The 18,549-nt window shown below is 34.6% G+C and carries 13 protein-coding genes; 1 reads left to right on the forward strand and 12 read right to left on the reverse strand.

From position 1 onward, the window contains the following. Positions 1–331 precede the first annotated feature (331 nt). The 4 genes from STERM_RS19850 to STERM_RS19865 form a co-directional block, all read right to left on the reverse strand. A complete protein-coding gene (locus STERM_RS19850) occupies positions 332–3,211 on the reverse strand; it encodes a VIT domain-containing protein (protein WP_012863408.1) in 2,880 nt (959 codons plus the stop codon). Positions 3,212–3,379: 168 nt separating this feature from the next. Next, the gene (locus tag STERM_RS19855) at positions 3,380–3,925 is read right to left on the reverse strand and encodes a hypothetical protein (RefSeq protein WP_012863409.1); all 546 of its coding nucleotides are present in this window, start codon (positions 3,923–3,925) and stop codon (positions 3,380–3,382) included. 18 nt (positions 3,926–3,943) lie between these two features. After that, entirely contained in the window at positions 3,944–4,639 is a 696-nt protein-coding gene (locus STERM_RS19860) for an aspartate/glutamate racemase family protein (RefSeq protein WP_012863410.1), read from the reverse strand. Between the two features lie 295 nt (positions 4,640–4,934). Further along, positions 4,935–5,288: a hypothetical protein gene (locus STERM_RS19865; RefSeq protein WP_012863411.1), complete on the reverse strand. Its 354-nt coding sequence runs from the start codon at positions 5,286–5,288 to the stop codon at positions 4,935–4,937. Positions 5,289–5,739: 451 nt separating this feature from the next. On the opposite strand from STERM_RS19865, the gene STERM_RS19870 reads away from it, so the two are divergent. Continuing rightward, complete coding sequence (locus STERM_RS19870; protein ID WP_012863412.1) at positions 5,740–7,026, forward strand: transcriptional regulator; 1,287 nt, start codon at positions 5,740–5,742, stop codon at positions 7,024–7,026. A gap of 114 nt (positions 7,027–7,140) precedes the next feature. On the opposite strand, the gene STERM_RS19875 is transcribed toward STERM_RS19870, so the two are convergent. The 8 genes from STERM_RS19875 to iolE all read right to left on the reverse strand — a co-directional run bounded on the left by STERM_RS19875 (position 7,141) and on the right by iolE (position 18,438). Then, positions 7,141–7,908 carry a hypothetical protein gene (locus STERM_RS19875; RefSeq protein WP_147289500.1) on the reverse strand — a complete coding sequence of 256 codons (768 nt, stop codon included), beginning with the start codon at positions 7,906–7,908 and terminating at the stop codon, positions 7,141–7,143. Between the two features lie 101 nt (positions 7,909–8,009). Further along, positions 8,010–9,935: an ABC-F family ATP-binding cassette domain-containing protein gene (locus STERM_RS19880; protein ID WP_012863414.1), complete on the reverse strand. Its 1,926-nt coding sequence runs from the start codon at positions 9,933–9,935 to the stop codon at positions 8,010–8,012. Between the two features lie 552 nt (positions 9,936–10,487). After that, positions 10,488–11,501: an inositol 2-dehydrogenase gene (gene iolG / locus STERM_RS19885; RefSeq protein ID WP_012863415.1), complete on the reverse strand. Its 1,014-nt coding sequence runs from the start codon at positions 11,499–11,501 to the stop codon at positions 10,488–10,490. Between the two features lie 10 nt (positions 11,502–11,511). After that, the gene (locus STERM_RS19890; RefSeq protein ID WP_012863416.1) at positions 11,512–12,522 is read right to left on the reverse strand and encodes an ABC transporter permease; all 1,011 of its coding nucleotides are present in this window, start codon (positions 12,520–12,522) and stop codon (positions 11,512–11,514) included. A gap of 11 nt (positions 12,523–12,533) precedes the next feature. After that, the gene (locus STERM_RS19895; protein ID WP_041311100.1) at positions 12,534–14,012 is read right to left on the reverse strand and encodes a sugar ABC transporter ATP-binding protein; all 1,479 of its coding nucleotides are present in this window, start codon (positions 14,010–14,012) and stop codon (positions 12,534–12,536) included. A gap of 105 nt (positions 14,013–14,117) precedes the next feature. Beyond that, a complete protein-coding gene (locus tag STERM_RS19900) occupies positions 14,118–15,077 on the reverse strand; it encodes a sugar ABC transporter substrate-binding protein (RefSeq protein WP_012863418.1) in 960 nt (319 codons plus the stop codon). 352 nt (positions 15,078–15,429) lie between these two features. Continuing rightward, a complete protein-coding gene (locus STERM_RS19905; RefSeq protein WP_012863419.1) occupies positions 15,430–17,487 on the reverse strand; it encodes a metallophosphoesterase family protein in 2,058 nt (685 codons plus the stop codon). A 57-nt stretch (positions 17,488–17,544) separates the two neighbouring features. Continuing rightward, positions 17,545–18,438 (reverse strand): myo-inosose-2 dehydratase, encoded by an 894-nt coding sequence (iolE, locus tag STERM_RS19910; protein WP_012863420.1) that lies wholly within the window; start codon positions 18,436–18,438, stop codon positions 17,545–17,547. Positions 18,439–18,549 lie beyond the last annotated feature (111 nt).

Here is an 18,549-nt window from a genome sequence, read left to right on the forward strand (position 1 = left end):
AAAATTGCCATGATTTTTAGTCATAACTTAGTTAGTTTACACCATTTCAGTTCCAATGTCAAGAATATTTCAGCTATTATTTTCAAATTTATCTTATATGTTATATATTTTTTATATCATTATGATATATCAATTATATAGTTTTTTATTTTCAGTATTTCTATTATGTTTCAACACATTTTTTTATTTTATAAAATAAAATTTTTTTAGTATATTTTCAAAACAATGCAGCAGTCTGTTTATTTTTTATTTGAGCATTATTCTATTAAAAAAGGGAAATGCACCAAAGTTTTCTCCAGATACATTTCCCTGTTATTTTTACATCTTATTTTTACTTTCCGTCATACATAAATTTTCCTATATCAATAAACTCTCTTACATTTTCTACTCTTCTTGTTATTATCTGTCTTTTTTCATTTTTTGACCCGTAGTTTGTAATGATTTCCAGTCTGATTATTACAGGCTCTCTCAAAGTCTGCGACTGATCTGCATAATACTCCACCTTTATTTCATACTCACCTTTTTTGGCTTTCTTTATAAGAAGCTCTTCAGGCCCGTATCTGAATGTAGTATGGTTATAAATAACTGCATTATTATCAGGCGTCTGTGAATTACTGTAATAAACTCTCACTCCGTCAGGCTGTGTCAGCCACAAATCTATTTCCTGGTTATCCTTTGACCAGTCCAGCACCACCCTGTAATCTACAGGCATCGGATAAATCAGTCTTTTATCTATCATGTTTGTATTCAGCTTGTTTTTATTTTTTTCTATAAGGTTATTCATTTCATTTATTACTATCCCTTTTAATTCCAGTTCATTCGGAGTTCTTTTCTCCAGTATGCTGTTCATCAGCTCAAGCGCTTTCTGCTTTTCTCCGTTTATTTCATAGGCTATGGCCAGATCCCGTATCGACTGGAGATCCTCTCCCTTTAGATCCAGAACTTTTTCAAATATTTTTACCGCAAGTCCGTTATCTCCTGTTTCCAAAAGCTTATATCCGAGAATTCTGTAATACTCATGGTTTTCCAAAGACAGCTCCGGTATATTTGTCAATACTTTCAGAGCCGTATTTCTCTGATTGTTCTTAATCAGATAATCAGCTGTATCTATGTAGAAGAAAGGATTTTTTCCATATTTTGTTTTCATTTCCAGATATTTTTCATAAATATTTTCCGGTTTTACTTTTTTATATTCATTAATATATTCACTGTTTCTGTCCTTATCCTCATAAACAATTACTCTCAGATTTTTTCCGCCTGTGTCTTTACTGCCGACAGCTGTTTCATCCTGTTTCATATCAGAATAAGCAGCCTTTCCGCTTGAAGTCACAGCCGATTTATTTAAAGCCGGTTCACTCTGCATTTCGGCAGCAGGTATTGAAGGCTGCGGTATATAATCATTTACAGCTGTATTTTTTTCGACTTTCGTAACATTTTCTCTTGCTCTTTCAGACTTTAGCACAGGTTTGACATACCATTCTTTTCTTCTTTCAAGCACTTCCACACTTTCCTTCAAACCATTTTTCTTTTCATCCTGTTCATTTTTCCTTCTGTATGCCATCTGTCTGTTATATTCATCCAGCAGCTCTGCAGGCGGGATTATTTCATAGCTGACATAATCCTCTACTCTGTCCAGTACTATAAGGGAAGTTTCGTTTGTAACAAGAGTATATTTCTTGGCAGTTTTCAATATTTCCTTTTTATTTTTTTCATAATTTCCGCTTAAATTCTCTATTTTTTTCTCTGCCCATATCTTACTTATATTATGCGAATTAGTATCTGCTGAAATAAGAATTTTTCTTGTTTCTGTAATAATATTCCCAAAGCCGAGATTTACAGTTATTTCTGCCCTGCTGCCCTTAAGTATACCTGAAAAATCAAAGCTTCCTCTGATATCAGATTCTGATTTCGGATATACCTCATCTATCTCAGATTTATTATATTCATATGATATCAGATTCAAGTAGTTATATTTCATTTTATCAAATTCCGTATCAATATCTTCTCTGTTCAGATCTATTACTTTTCCATTACTGGTATCAGCCATATATTTTATAAACCCGCTGTCTGATTCTTTAGATGAATTTATAACTATAAACGGTATATTTGCCAGCTTAAATTCACTGGAATCTATGGTATTCACACCGTCTGTAACAAAAATGACCTCATCGGCATTATCTTTAAAGCTTATCTTATTAAACCGCGTCCCTCCGTCGTATACAAAATTATTTATTGTATTTTTCAGCTGATCCCAGCTGCCGTTCTTTATCTGAAAGCTTCCTCTGCTCAAAAAATCATTATCAATTGAATACAAGCTGATATTTACATTTCCCAGATAGGAAAAATATTTTCCCAGCAGTGTAAGCTCTTTTTCAGTATCTCTTTTTTCACCTGAATTTGAAGTATCCCAGATAAGCACAATATTTTTCGCCTTTGGTTTTTCTGTATAATAATTATTTTCCAGATTCAGCTTAGCTGTAAAATAAGCAGTGTCATCAGCTTTCTCAGTATAAACCTTATCCTTTTTATCAAGCGGCAGACTGATCCTTACATTTTTATCAGGCGTGTAGTTTTTCAGTGAAGTTTTCGCATAATAACCGCTTTCCATTTTATCAAATTCCAGTCTGTCTATTTTTTCTATCCAGTTTGGTCTGCTTTCCTGCTTAAGCATTTTTATCTCAAGAGAAAAATTATTTACTTTCTGACTGTAATTTAGCGGAAGAAAATAATCAAGGCTTCCGTTTTTGTTTTTCAATACCTCCGTATAGGCTATTACCACTCTTTTATAGCCGTTTGACGGTATTGGATATATTCTGGTTTTGTAATTATTTCCAGCTGTTTTTTCTATTATTCCGGGATCTATCTTCTGTCTTATTGTATTTTCATATGCTGTTCTTGCTTTTTCCTTTTCCGCAGCCACACCTTCTCTGAGCTTTCCGTTCACATCAAGAGCATACCTTGTTACCTTCTGTCCCTCCTGAAGAGGAAAAGAGAATTCTCCCTCCAGAATTCTGGTGTTTGGATTATAAAACGTCATGTCATATGTGGTAACACTTATATCGCCGTTTATTTCCACATTAACAGACATTGTATCCAAAACAACAGCTTTTTCACCGGGATTTTTTATTTCAAGCCTGATACTGCTTATTTCATTTCCCCGGATAATTACTCCTAAAATCATAAAAAATGCTAACAATAACTTTTTACTCATTACATCACTCCTTATTATTTTTTTAAACAATAATACTTACTATATTTTAACCTATATTTTTAAAAAGCAAAATTATTTTTTTACATATAATAAAAGCCTGTGTACAATCAGCAGTTTTACATATCCTATACAGATATCTCCTGTTTTAACACAGCCTTATTTTATTACTTATTTTATATCTTTCATATTTGCCATTGCCTTAAACCACTCTGTCTCATTTTTATCTAAGCTTTCAAGCCACTTTTTATAAGCCGGCGTTCCGGGCTTGTCATATATTCTGTATGAAAACTGATAAGTCACCACATGTCCGTCTTTTATTAATACTCTGTAAATATTATACTCCGATACATTCCCCGCTGTAATAATAAGACTTGCCATTGTTTCCGTATTATCATCATTCTCAAGAATTTCTCTTGGCGTGATTTTGTAAGAGGTATTGGAGTTTCTAATCAGATTCCCTGTAAATATCTTTACATCCTTAGCGTTGGGATATTCCCATATAGAAAACATCTTCTCAAATTTTTCCAGCGTTTCCCCGCTTTTCAAATATTCCGTTACCTTGTCCGAAGTTTTCCCGTTCCCAGCCTGATAAACCTGTTTATAGACTTCTTTATTAAATTTTATTTCTGACGGTACCTTTACTTCTGCCAATACTATTGTATATAAAAATAATAAGCTAAATAAAAAAACTAATGTTTTTATACTTTTTTCCATTTTTCCTCCTTATATTGCCTATCCGTTTAACATCTCTTTTACTATTGCATCGGCATGCAGCTTCATAGAATCAAATACTCTTATATCCAGATCCTTCTGCTCTATAAGCATTGGTATTTCTGTACAGCCAAGAATGACTCCTTCCGCACCCTTATCCTTCAGATTATTTATTATAGTTATAAATTCAGCTTTTGACTGGCTTTTTACTATCCCGCAGCAAAGCTCGTCATAAATAACCCTGTGCACTCTTTCTCTTTCCATTTTTTCAGGAATCATTACTTCTATATTATACTTATCATTCAGACGTTTTTTGTAAAAATCCTCAGACATAGTAAAATCCGTTCCTAGCAGCCCTACTATATTTTTATTTTTTTGTATTATAGCTTCTGCAGTGACATCTGCTATATGAAGAACTTTCAGTCCGGTTTTTTCTGCTACTTCATCAGCTACCTTATGCATTGTATTTGTGCATATTGCCAAAAAATCTGCTCCGGCTTTTTTTAATCTTGTTCCTGCATCTACAAGCATTTCAGTAAGCTCATCCCATTGATTTTTATGCTGAAGAGCTTCAATCTCATCAAAATCAAAAGAGTACATCAGTATTTTACCGGAATGAAATCCGCCGAGCTGTTCTTTTATTCCTTCATTTATTTTTTTATAATATTCCGAAGTTGATTCCCAACTCATTCCGCCTATTAATCCTACAGTTTTCATAACGTTCTCTCCTTTACTTTTTTTGTATGTTTATTCTATTTTTTATAACATAAAAACAGATAAAAAGCCACCAAAAATTATGGTGGCTTATAATTCCGGAATATATTTATGCTTTAATCCCAAAAAACTCTTTTAAAATATTAATATCATCTGTTCTAAAAGCCTGCGGTCTATCCTCAGGATGTTCCTGTCCGAAATAAAACTATCATCATCAGACAGCTGAAGATACACCGGATCTTTTACTCTTCCACATTAACACATCTCCAAATACATTATTTTTAAACTTTTTTCAAATTTACTTTATCATCTTTGACTGTATCTCTTTGCCTATTTCTGTCATATAGTTTGCAAATTTTTCTGCTTCTTTAGGATCAGACGATAACTTTTGCGTTATTTCACTGCTTTTTGATGACAATTCCTGAAATTTCTGCGATAACTCCCCTGCTTTCTCAGGTGTCATATTATCATACTCCTTTGAAAGTTCTGTATATGCTTCTGCTAGCTTCTGCACATCAGGATCCTTGAACTTTGGTGTGCTGCTTTCGCTTTCTGCATTCACAGTTCCGCTGTTTTCCATACTGCTTTCTTCTTTTTTCCCGCAGGAAAACATAACTCCCAGTAACAGCAGACTTAATAATACTTTTTTCATATTTCCCTGTTCCTCCGTTGTCTGATTCTTCATATATGAATTTAAATTTTCGGGTACCCTGCTAACTTTTTTTCCTTGGCTTAAGCTTAATTAATAATATCATATAAAGTCCACAAATTCAATGTTTTCAGCTAATACAATACATTCTGTTTTTTCACTTTTTAAAACTGATGTTTCAAAAATTATTTTGTTGTGATTTTCCGGCTATATTTTTTAAAAAACATGATCAAATCCATATTTCACAATGCTTTTTATCTTTACAATATAATTTTTATTTTTATGAATTTAAAGTATTTTATTCAAATTTTATATTGGCATTTTTCATATTTTTTCAGGTCTTTCCATTTTTTTTATACTGTTAAATTTGACAAAATATAGTTTTCTTATATAATTAAACTATAATTTACATCCGGTGTATTGCTGTCATTACACTGATAAAGGAGTTTTTTACATGTTAAAAGAAAGAATCAATTACCTGTGCAGACAAAAAGACATAAACAGGAAAGAGCTGGTACACGGTCTTGTTGCCACCACACACTTTGCCAATATACTTGCCGGGCGTTACCCGCTCCCTGAGGATGTTGCCGAAAAAATTGCCGAAAGGCTGGGAGTAGAGAAAGACTATCTGCTAAAAGCCGGATATATTGATGATAGTATTCTCAGTCAGGCAGAAAGTATTACCAATAAAATTTTTTCTTATGATTTGAACGAGGAATTCATAAGCAGCTTTCCGAAAAGCAGTGATTTCCTCACATTAGAGCTTATTCAAAAACTGGCTGAAGCTTCTTTTTTACTTTTGATGTCCAGAAAAGAGGAAGCAGCGACTATATCAGAAGAATATTTAGACTTTTATCTGAAACAGTTTGAAAATTCTGAAACAGAAGTCTCACTTCCCCTGAAAAAAGCAATACTTTTTTACCAAATGCTGGCTTCGAGAACAGAGCAGTTTTCAGAGGATTCCCTGCGTTACTGTATGGAGCTTCAAAAATTTTCATATGATAATCCCAATGTTTTGGTTCGTTTACAGACATTTCAAATAGAATTTCTTATACAGATACGTAGATTTGAGGCAGTGGAAGGATTAATAGATAAAGCTCTTGCTTACTGTTATTATGAAGGTCTTCTTTTTCAGCTGACTCAGCTGCATATTATGTACAGTGGTTTTTATTATAAAATAGGCTTTATAAATAAGGCCCTGAAATATCTTGAAAAAGCTGAAAGCTCACTGCAGTACAATGCCTTGGAAGATCAGCTTGGTTATTCGGTAACCATTGCCAATAACCGCATTATTATGAAAATGAAGCTGAAGCTCTGGCATGAAATGGACAATGATATCAATGTCTATGAAAGAATAAGCAGAAATGTCAAAGATAACTCCCAGTTTTCCACACAGGTTCTTTGCTATAAATGTGAGCTTTATTATCAGACAGATAATCTGCCCGCACTTGAGACTGCCTTAAAAACTCTCGTGAAGCTGGACAGGAATTTTGATCAGGATATGTCCCTGAAATTTTACCTTGGTATCATTGAGGCTTCAAAGGAAAACGAGGAGAAATTTATGGAATATATGAAAATATGCGTACCATATTATGAAAAATACAGAGTTCATGACAGACTCACTGATATTTACAAGATACTCGCTTCACAGGCTGAAGATAAAAGACAATACAAAACATCTGCCGAATATTATGCTAAGCTTGTTGCTATACTGGAAGAATCCGGAGTCGGATATATTTAACCGAATAATATAAAAAGGTTTGCAGAAATTCTCTTTCTTACAAACCTTTTTCTTCTTATGAAAATATGCTTCTCCTGACAGGTAGTATTCAGATATACTTTCAGATTATTATATTCAATTCATTTTTCCTGTATCTATAACATCTTTATATCTATACGAAAAAGAAATAAAAGGGAATATATCCCATAATTCTCTCAGCCCTTCTTCATCATCTGTTGTTATTTTCTCAAAACTAAATTTTTCTATTTTTTTAAACTGATTTTCTGTTAAAATGCCGTATATTTTATCCGGCAGCTCAACTCGGTAAGTTTCCTGTATTCTCAATCTGTGAATTTCAGAAAATTTAAGTTCATAATATCTGTTTCTCCCTATTTTTATACTCCAAAAAGACTTATCAGTTCCGGAATAATTATAACTGATCTGTTTATGAATATTATTTAGCTCCATTTGCTTCAGATATTTTATTCTTTCATTAGTCATTCTGCTAAATACAAACAGACAGTCATTCATGGAATACCAGTAATTTTCCATGTCTATCCTGCAGGAAATATTTACTGTATTTTCAGTTTTTGACACAGTGATTTCCGATATTTTTCCCGCTTTTCCTGCTTCTTCTATTTCCTCTATATCCAGTTCTTTTTCATATATCAGATTGTCAATATTGTTGTCTATTTCAAATCCTCCCCTGTTATATATAGTAAACAGTGTAGGCTTATACTTTATAAAAGTTACCCCGTCATAATTATTTAAGAGCTCCTGTATTTCTTTTTTCGAGCTTTTTTCATTTTCATATTTAAAAAGCATTACTATATTTGATAATATCAAAAAAATTATTACTACAGGCATTGTTAAAATAAATATCCATTTCAAAAACTTCCTCAATTAAAACACCTCTTTTTTATATTTTCTCATGAAAAAAACCAAAAATTTTATATTTATTATTCTACTTAATATATAAAATTTTTGGTTATATAATTTCCAGACTAAAGCTGCTCCCCTTCGATTTCTTCCAGCTCAAGATTTATTTTTTCCCATTCATCCATTTTATCAGTTTCCTGCTGTTCCAGAATACCTATTTTTTCCTGTATCTCCATCAAAAGTCCAATATCATTTTTTCTGCCTGCTTTATCATATTCATCTGCAAGGTTTTCTTTTTCCAGCTCTATTTCCTCTATCTCTTTTTCCAGCTTCGTCAGGGCATTTTTAAGTCTTGAAACCTGCCGTCCTCTTTCCTTCTGCTCTTCATAGGTTAACTTTTTCTCCTGCTTATCCGCACTGTCTTTTACGGCTTTCCCCGCAATACCTTCCTTGTAATCTTCATAATTACCGTCAAATACCTCAAGACCATTTTCATCAAGATAGTATATTTTATTACATATACTGTCCAGGAAGTGTCTGTCATGGGAAACTATAAGCATTGTCCCCTCGTAATCCTCCAATGAATCCTCCAGTACCTCTATAGAATAAATATCCAGATGGTTCGTAGGCTCATCTAATATGAGAAAATTGGGCTTTTCCATAATAAGCTTCATAAAAGACACTCTTACTTTTTCGCCCCCGCTCAGATTTTCTATTTTCTTGGAAGTCTCCTCACCTGTGAATAAAAAACCTCCTGCCATGTTTCTCAGATACTCCTCTGTAAGATCAAGCCTTGTATTAAGCTCTGTAATTATATCATTTCTGTAATCCAGATTTTGATGATTTTGATCATAATAACCTGTTTTTACCCTGCTTCCAAATTCTACCGTTCCGTTATCCTGCTTCTCGTTTCCTGTTATTATTTTCAGAAGAGTGGATTTTCCTATTCCGTTTTTTCCTATTATCCCTACCCTGTCGCCTTTGTAAAGGTCAAAGCTTATATTATTCAAAACTTTCTTTCCGTTATAGCTTTTCTCTATATTTTTTACTTTTAATACATTATCCCCTGTAGCTGACAATATTTCAAATTTCAGCTTCATTCTCCCGGGATTAAAAACAGGATCATCCATTCTTTCAAGTCTGTCCAGTATTTTCTGCCTTCCTCTTGCCTGCTTGGACTTTATACCGGCTTTATATCTGGCTATGTATTCTTCTGTTTTCTTTATTTTCTCCTGTTCCTTATCGTATCTTTTCATTTCCCCTTTTAATATGAGCTCCTTTTGAATTATAAAATCAGAAAAATTTCCGTCATATTTATATAATTTTTTATTTTCCAGCTCAAACATCTTATTACATACATTATCCAAAAAATATCTGTCATGAGATACAAGCAGGAATGCCTTGTTATATTTCTTCAAAAAGTCTTCCAGCCATTCTATGGAATATAAATCAAGATGATTCGTAGGCTCATCGAGAATAAGAAGTTCAGGCTCCTGAAGCAGAAGCTTTGCAAGTGAAACCCTTGCTCTTTCTCCTCCGCTTAATTTTTCCAGCATTCTGTCGTAATACTCCGTTCCCAGTTCCAGACCTGTAAGAATCTGCTTTATTTTATATTCTAAAGTGTAGGCATCTTTTGCTTCATATTCCGAATTCAGTCTTTCCAGTTCCTCAAGCAATCCCTCAAGCTCTGCGGGCTCTGCCACGGAAAGCTTCATATTAGTCTTCTGTATTTTTCTCCATAATTCCATCTCATCATGAAATACAGAAAGCATTTCCTCATACACGGTATTTTTTTCATCGGAAAAATTATATTCCTGCGATAAGTATCCTATACGCAGATCGGGACTCTTTGTTATTTCTCCGAATTCATTATATTCATTCTGATCATGTGTCTCAAGACCCAGAAGTATTCTTATAAGAGTGGATTTTCCGGCTCCGTTTAGTCCCACAAGACCTATCTTATCTCTGTTTTCTATACTGAATGATATTTTATTCAGTATATACTCCCCGGAAAATTGTTTATATACATTTTTTAATTGAATTATAGCCATTATACTCTTCTCCATTTTTTTATTATAAATATTATAGTATAATTTTCTTTTATTTAGTAGTCTTTTAAGTAATATTTTTTTACAAAACAAAAAAAGGCCTTACTCAAGCCTTCTTTTGAATATATTGTAGAAGCCAAATCTTAGTTTATTTTAGCATATCTGATTTTAAAAGTAAAGCCTTAATTCTTTAGAAGTACAGTTTTTTCAGTATTTTTCAATTTTTTTTATATTTACAAAATTTTCAGCACTTTTTAAAATGCCTTTTTTTCTTAATCCAAAGCAATTCCGACTTTTAGTATTTTTTACTTTATAATATATAATTTTTCATAATTCAAATATAGCATCAATATCTAAAAAATCCTTTAATTTTTAAATTTAAATTATATTCTGTTATTTAAAGTACTACGGACACATAAATTCAAAAAAACAGAAAGACACTTTAAAAGGTATCTTTCTGTCCGCTGTTTTTTCATTTACAGCTGTCAAAGGATGAGAATGTTACAAATATAGAAAATCATGCAAAACCTCTGATAAATAAGGAGTACATTCATGCTATATCTTTGTTAATTTACCACTTTCAAAAGCCTCTTTACACTTATATGCTATTTCTGTGGTTTTAGTACCGTCATAAACTGTAACACCGGGTTTTCTTTTTTCAATAATACAGTTTATAAACTCGTTCACTTCATTTAGATAAGATTCTTCAAATCTTTCGAGAAAATCCTGCGAGCATTCTTTTCTTACCCCGCTGTTGTCCAGTATTTCCACCATATTCTTCTGAGGAACGCTTCCTATTCTGAGAATTCCTTTCGTACCTATAATTTCTGTTTCTACATTATAACCATGGGGTGCTGTTCTCCCGGCAAATAAAAACGCCATTGCCCCGTTTTTGAATTTCATAAGGGCAGATACGTTATCCCCGTCTTTATACTGTGCAAATTCAGGATGAGCATAGCACCCTCCTATAGCATAAACTTCCTCAGGCTCTGCTCCCAGATACCACCTTGCCAGATCAATATCATGTACCGACATATCTATAAACTGTCCTCCGCTGTGTCCTGCATAAGCAATGGCTCCCTCTATGAACCTTTCGGGATCCTGGCTGTATGCCCGAAACAAAATCGGTACGCCTATTTCTCCGCTGTCTATTTTTTCTTTTGCATATTTATATGAGGCATCATATCTTCTCATAAAGCCGAGCATAAATACTTTATCATTATATTTTTCCACAGCCTTTTCAGCTTCTCTGCATTCCTCTACTGTTGTCCCGAGTGGTTTTTCAGAGAATACGTGCAGCCCTGCTGCAAGAGCTTTTGATATCTGATCTGTATGAAGCCCCGAAGGTGATGCTATAAGAACTGCATCCAGTTCTGAATTCTTTATCATATCTTCAAAATTTTTATATGTATACGGTACTCCCCAGTCTTTCTTTACCTGTTCCAGTCTGTCTTCCTCCATGGCACACACTGCTGTGAGCTCTGCATTCGGAATCTTGAAAGCCAGATTTTCAGCATGCTTATAACCGAGTCTTCCCAGACCTATTACCCCAATTTTTACTTTTTCCATATCTGCCCCCTTAAGCTTTCTTAGCATGTTTTCTCATGTCGATAACAACTGCTCCTACTATTATCGCCCCTTTGATTATCTGCTGCCAGTATGCCGAAACTCCCAGAAGATCAAGACCGTTATTCAGAACCCCGAGTATCAGTGCTCCTGCAAAGGCTCCGCCTATTGTCCCTATTCCTCCTGAATGGCTTGTTCCACCTATTGTAGTAGCCGCTATTGCATCAAGCTCGTATGAAACTCCCATCCCGGGCTGACCTGTATTTACTCTCGCGGTAAGTACCAGACCTGCAAGACCTGCAAGCAGTCCTGCATACAGATATATCATTATTATATTCTTCTTTACTTTTACTCCCGATACTTCGGCAGCATTTATATTACCGCCTATTGCATATACATTTTTTCCGAATCTGGTATAATTAAGCATTACCCATGTAATCCCTATCATAACAAGATATATAAGAACAGGTACCGGAATTCCCAATACATATCCCTGACCTATAAACTGATATGAAGGTGTTAGTGAGCTTACCGGTCTTCCGTCTGTATACAAAAGAGCCGCTCCTCTCGCCGCCACCATCATCCCAAGCGTGGCTATAAAAGGCGGAATTCCCGTGGTTGCTATAAGACTTCCGTTTATTAACCCGCAGATACTCCCTACTGCTAAAGCTGCAATAATCGGAACTATTACAGGCAGAACCCCCATATTAGGATACATTTTCTGTGTCCAGCCTGCTGTCTGTGCAAAGCTCGCAGCTATAACCCCTGCCAATGCAAGTACAGATCCTGATGACAGATCTATTCCTTTAGCTATTATTGCCAGAGTAACTCCAAGTGAAATCAGTCCTATCACAGAAACCTGCCTTACTACATTCAGCAGATTCTTCTGGCTCAAAAATACCGGTCTCATCATGCTTATTACTACTATCATAAATAACAGAATTAAGTATATCCCGTACCTTGACATTATTTTTTTTAAATCTATATTAGTTCCCTTTTTTTCATATTTAATCATATCTTCCATAATTTCCTCCTTTATGCCGGAACATTTCCAGTCGCATACTTCATAATAAGTTCCTGGGTAGCTTCTCCCCTGTTCAAAATACCTGTTATCTTACCTTCGTGCATAACCACTATTCTGTCACTCATCCCGAGAATTTCGGGAAGTTCAGACGATATTAAGATAATTGACTTACCCTGACCTGCCAGAGCTGATATGAGCGAATGAATCTCTGATTTTGCTCCCACATCTATCCCTCTTGTAGGTTCATCCAGTATCAGTATTTCCGGCTCTGTAAGAAGCCATCTTGCTATAAGCACTTTCTGCTGGTTTCCCCCGCTCAGGTTTTTTATCTGTTCTGTTATGCTCGGAGTTTTTATTCTTATTTCATTTTTATATTTTTCACAGTCTTTTTGTATTTTTTTATTATTCAGCAATATTCCGCGTAAGTATAAATCCATGTTGGAAATAACAATATTATCCTTTACCGAAAGCATGGGGAAAATCCCTGTATCTCTCCGGTCCTCGGTAAGCATTGCTATTTTGTTCTTTATTCCGTCATTTGGAGTATTTATTTCTACTTCTTTATCATTTATAGTTATTTTTCCGCCGCTTTTTCTTCTCACTCCAAAAAGAGTCTCCATTACTTCTGTTCTTCCTGATCCTACAAGCCCTGCAAAACCAAGTATTTCTCCTTTTTTTACTTCAAAATTTATATTTTCAAAAACATTTCCTGCCGAAAGATTCTCTACTTTTATCTTAACATCTCCAATGGTACATTCTGTTTTTGGAAACATATCTTTTATTTCTCTTCCCACCATAAGATTTATGAGCTGTTCCCTGCTCACATCCTTTGTCTCATATGTACCAATATATTTTCCGTCTCTGAAAATAGTTATATCATCGGCTATTTTGTATATTTCATCCATTTTATGTGAAATATATACTATTGCTTTATTTTGTTCCTTTAATTTTTCTATTATTCTGAAAAGATGGTCCACTTCCTTTGAAGTAAGTGATGAAGTAGGCTCATCCATTATTACTATTTCCGAATTATAAGAAACCGCTTTTACTATTTCCACCATCTGCATTTGTGCTACTGTGAGATTTCTCATTTTTTCTTTCGGATCCAAATCCAGCTCCAGCTCCTTCAAAAGTCTTACTGTGTCGCTGTACATCTTTTTATGATCTACAAGTCCCACTTTTCCTCTCAATGGTTCGCGTCCGAGCCATATATTTTCCATTATGCTTCTTTCTATCACGGGATTCAGCTCCTGATGTATCATGGAAATTCCCATATTCAAAGCTTCATGAGGATTTTTTATTGCTACTTCATTACCTCTGAAAGTTATTTTTCCGCTATTGGGAGTATAAATACCAAGAAGCACCTTCATCAAGGTAGACTTTCCCGCACCGTTTTCTCCCATCAAAGCACATACTCTTCCTCTGTGCAACGTTAATTCCACATTATCCAAAGCCTTTACGCCCGGAAATTCCTTGCTTATACCGCGCATTTCCAGTATTCTTCTCTCTTCCAAATCAAAATCCCTCCTAATAATAAAATGTTTTTCACGACTGCCCTCTTTTTACAGAAAGACAGCCGGAAATTTTAAAAAAGTTTATTTTTTAAATTCATTTATATTTTCAGGAGTTACTAATTTGAACGGAACCCAAGTTTCTTTTACTACTGTTTCTCCGTTAGCTGCTTTTTTGGCTACTTCTACTGCTCCTCCGCCCTGTCCGTCAGCATCCTGGAATACAGTCGCACTGATATCACCTGCTGCCAGTGCAGCAAGTCCATCCGGTGTCGCATCCACACCTATTACAAATATACCTGTTTTACCTGAATCTTTTAATGCCTGAACTGCTCCGAGAGCCATATCATCATTATTAGATACTATTGCATTAATCTCATTTCCATATTTGTTAAGCCAGTTTTCAGTTTTAGCCATTCCGTCTGTTCTCTGCCATAAACCTGTCTGTTTATCCAGAATTTTTATATCAGGATATTTTTTTGCTATTTCTTCTACACCCTCAGTTCTCTTTATAGTACCCTCGTTATCCAGTTTTCCCATAAGAATAACAATATTTCCTTTTCCTCCCATTTTTTCGGCAAGATATTCCATTTGCATTATTCCTGCTTTTTTCTCCTCTGATCCTACATAATAAGCACCGTCTGGAAGATTTCCCGGATTTCTGTTTACATATACTATTTTTGTACCATTAGTTACAGCTGCATTAGTCATAGGATCTGCCGCACTTGTATCTACCGGTACTACTATTATTACATCTTTTCCCTGAGTTACGAAGTTTTCCACCTGATTCATCTGTTTTGCGATATCCTCCTTGGCATCAACAAATTCAAGCTCTATATCACCTTCCTTTTCAGCAGCTTTTTTCATTCCGTCCATCATATATGTGAGGAAAGTATCGTCAAAATTAGCTATTGATACTCCCACCTTTATTTTTTTTCCACCTTGTCCACCATCAGCCGTGTCCCCTTTTTGCGAACAACTTATTAAAAAAATAGATAGCATTGACACTAATCCCATTATTACATAATTTCTAAACTTTTTCATACCTTGTTACCTCCCAAAAATATTAAAACTCCGGGCAAAATTAACTATACCTGATTATGTATATCTGTGTTTTGTCTGAGATATATTGAGTCCTCAATGTCAAAACATCTGTACTCATCCCTGATTCATATTATTGGAAATATGATCAGAGATGAGTGTCGATTATGTCCGGAGTATTTTTAATTATTATTTTAAATAAATAGCGTGTAAACTGGTACTGTAACTGTAAAAGCCTTTAGAGCTTCCACAGTACGTATTATTAAGTTTTATTATGCATATAATTATCTATTTTTGATTGTTCAATTTTTAGATCATTAAAATAATTATATCTTCCACCCTGTTGCCTTCCCTCTTATTTCATTCTGTTTGTATTTTTACTTAAGTCCGTAATCTCTTTTTTATTAAAATCCACTATAAATTTATCACTTGGTGTATCATTTGTAAAATTATACATAGTTCTGAACAGTCTGCTAAAATAATAGTTATATGTATCATTTGATACATCAGTACTGTTTTTCCCCTTAAAATTATGATAAATAAGCGAATATTCCTTCACTCTTTCCCTGCTTACCTTTTTTAAAGCCAGCTCATCTGCATTCATAAATCTGTAAAAGTCTACTGCAAGATCAAAGCCTTTCCATTTTTCAAAATTTTTGATATTCAGTCCGTTTTTCTTGGCAGTGCTTTGTGCCTTCTTTTCTGCATCTTTCCATAATTTCAGAACACTTTTATCAAGATCTGCCGTATTTCCGGATTTTATTTTGTTCATATCTTCCATGGAAATAACTCCGCCGAGCTCTGAATAGACCAGTATGTCTTTACCGTTCACAGTATCCAGTATTTTTCTCAAATCCTCAGGCCACTGCTGCGGAAGAAATCTCTTTCTTGTAAGCTCTACCAGATGCCAGTCAGCGAATTCCCCGTAATTTTTAGAATCAAGTACTCTTATATCCCAGTTTTTTTCCGGTTTATTTTCAGAAAGATATTTATGCTCTTCCCTGTAATGCTCAAATAACTCGTCAAATCCCGGTACATCTTTTATTTCTACAGTTTCTACTTCAAGAATATTCTGTCCTTTCATGGTAAGAACCTTATATCCCGGCACATAGGCTGCAAGTGACGGAACCTGTATATTTACCAGAAAATCACCGTTTTCATATTTTCTTACGCCTGTATCATTGAAATGAAGATGTCCCGCTACATTGAATCTTACTCCTGTCTGTGCCATTTTCTCTGCTGTTTCTTCTGTAGGCAGTCTTCTCAGATCCAGCTTATTTTTCCCGAAAATTTCTTCCAGATCTTTTGCATTTCTGTCATAAAAATCTATCATAGGAAAATGACTGAATGTAATTAGTGTTTTTCCTTCTTTTTCAGCATTTTTTACTACTTCTGCGATCCATTCCACAGTTGCTGCTTTATGCGTAATCATTTTATTGTATCCTGCATTTCCCGAGCCTTCAAAATTTGCCGGATTTGACGGATTCTTTGTATCTGCATCCTTTACAGGAAGATATACATTTGCATCTATTGCAAGAAGCCATATTCCTTTAACAGGCTCTACCACATAAGTAGGATCTTCTACCATAAAACAGTTTGTGTACGATCCTTTCTTATATTTTCCGCCTGTACCTTCAAGACATTCCTCATATTTTCTCTTAGCCATCGGAGATTCCGACAATGCTTTATCATATGTATAATCCTTATATTCATAAGTACTGTAAGGAGTTGCCCAGTATATGTAGTCCTTTTGCGGCATAAAACCATATTTGCCCATTTCTCCCGCTATTTTTTCGTAGCCCAGTTCAAGGATTTCCTGTGTACATACTGTGGGATTGCCGCTTCCTGTGTCTATCAAAGCCTTATCTCCGCTGTAATTAACACATTCCTTGGCTCCCTTGCTGAAAATTCTCTGCTCCATTCCGCCTTTTCCCAGAAAATCACTTTTTCCGTTTGGATTGTCTACCGGCTTCACGGGATCATGGTTTCCCATAACCGCAAAAAACTGCATATCATATTTTTCAGTATATGAGTCCAGTATCTTTTTCAGTCCTCTTATATGAACTATCTGCCCGTCATCGCTGAAATCTCCTGCAAGTCCCACATACTTTATTCTCTGTTCCGCTACCTTATCCAAAGCAGCTGTCAAAGCATAATAATTTTCGTTAAAAAGTCTTGTGGAAGTTAATTCCGCTTCCATTGTTCTTATTTTGGCATTTTTACCAGTTTTGCTGTTTTTCAGTCCTTCAAATGATCCATCTTCAAAATCAGCATATACATCATGAAAATGAGCGTCTGATATAAATGCTATCTTGAATTCCTCCGTCATTTTTTCATCTCCAAATACATTAATATGAATTATTAAAAGAAGTATGATGAAAAGTGCCAATTTTATTTTTCTTTTCACAACCATAAATATTTTCCACCTGTCCCGTTATTTTCTTATCAATTATACTTCCTTATTTTACACTTATATCCCGGCTTTTTCCTTTATATACTTTCTGGCTTTTATTGCATATTCCAAAGGATTTGCCTTGGCTGGATCCTGCTCGGCTTCCACTACGAACCATCCTTCATAGTTATTTTCATCAAGTATTTTGAAAATTGGTTCAAAATCAATACATCCGTCTCCCGGAACTGTAAATGCTCCTTCTCTTACAGCTTTCAGAAAGCTCCATTTTTCATTTTTTACTTTTTCCACTACTTCAGGTCTTGTATCTTTTAAATGAACATGCTTTATTCTGTTTATATATTTTTTTAACACGGAAATTGTATCTTCTCCGGAAAATTTCAGATGTCCTGAATCATATAACAGATATACCAGATTTTCATCAGTCATGCTCATAAGCTTATCTACCTCTTCTTCTGTCTGCACTCCTGTTCCCATATGGTGATGGTATACTATTTTCATATCTTTTTCCTTAGCGATTTCTCCCAGCTTATTCAGTCCGTCAGCAAGATTTTTCCATTCTTCATCTGTAAATACAGGCTTCTTATCAAAAACCGGAGTATCTATCTGACCCTGAACACTGTGCCCCTGTTCAGAAACTACTATTACCTTTGCTCCCATTGCATGAAGAAAATCTCTGTGCTTAATAAACTCCGTTTTAGTTTCTTCGAATGGTTTAGTTGTAAGAAATGCGCTAAACCATGCACTGGCTACATTAAGTCCTCTTAATTCCAATGCTTTTTTTAATACTGCTGTATCTTTAGGATACTTATTCCCCACTTCTGTCCCTGTAAATCCAGCTAATGCCATTTCGCTTACACATTGTTCAAATGTATTTTCACTTCCCAGATCAGGCATATCATCATTTGTCCACGCTATAGGTGCAATAGCTAATTTTACTTTCTCACTTAACATATTTTCCTCCTGAATTTTTAAGATTATTCCCGGGTACTGTTATTTTTAAGAGGTATTAAGTCAGTACACCGGGATTATTGATTTTTATATTAATTTTGACATATAAAACTT

This window comes from Sebaldella termitidis ATCC 33386, assembly GCF_000024405.1.
Lineage (GTDB): Bacteria > Fusobacteriota > Fusobacteriia > Fusobacteriales > Leptotrichiaceae > Sebaldella > Sebaldella termitidis.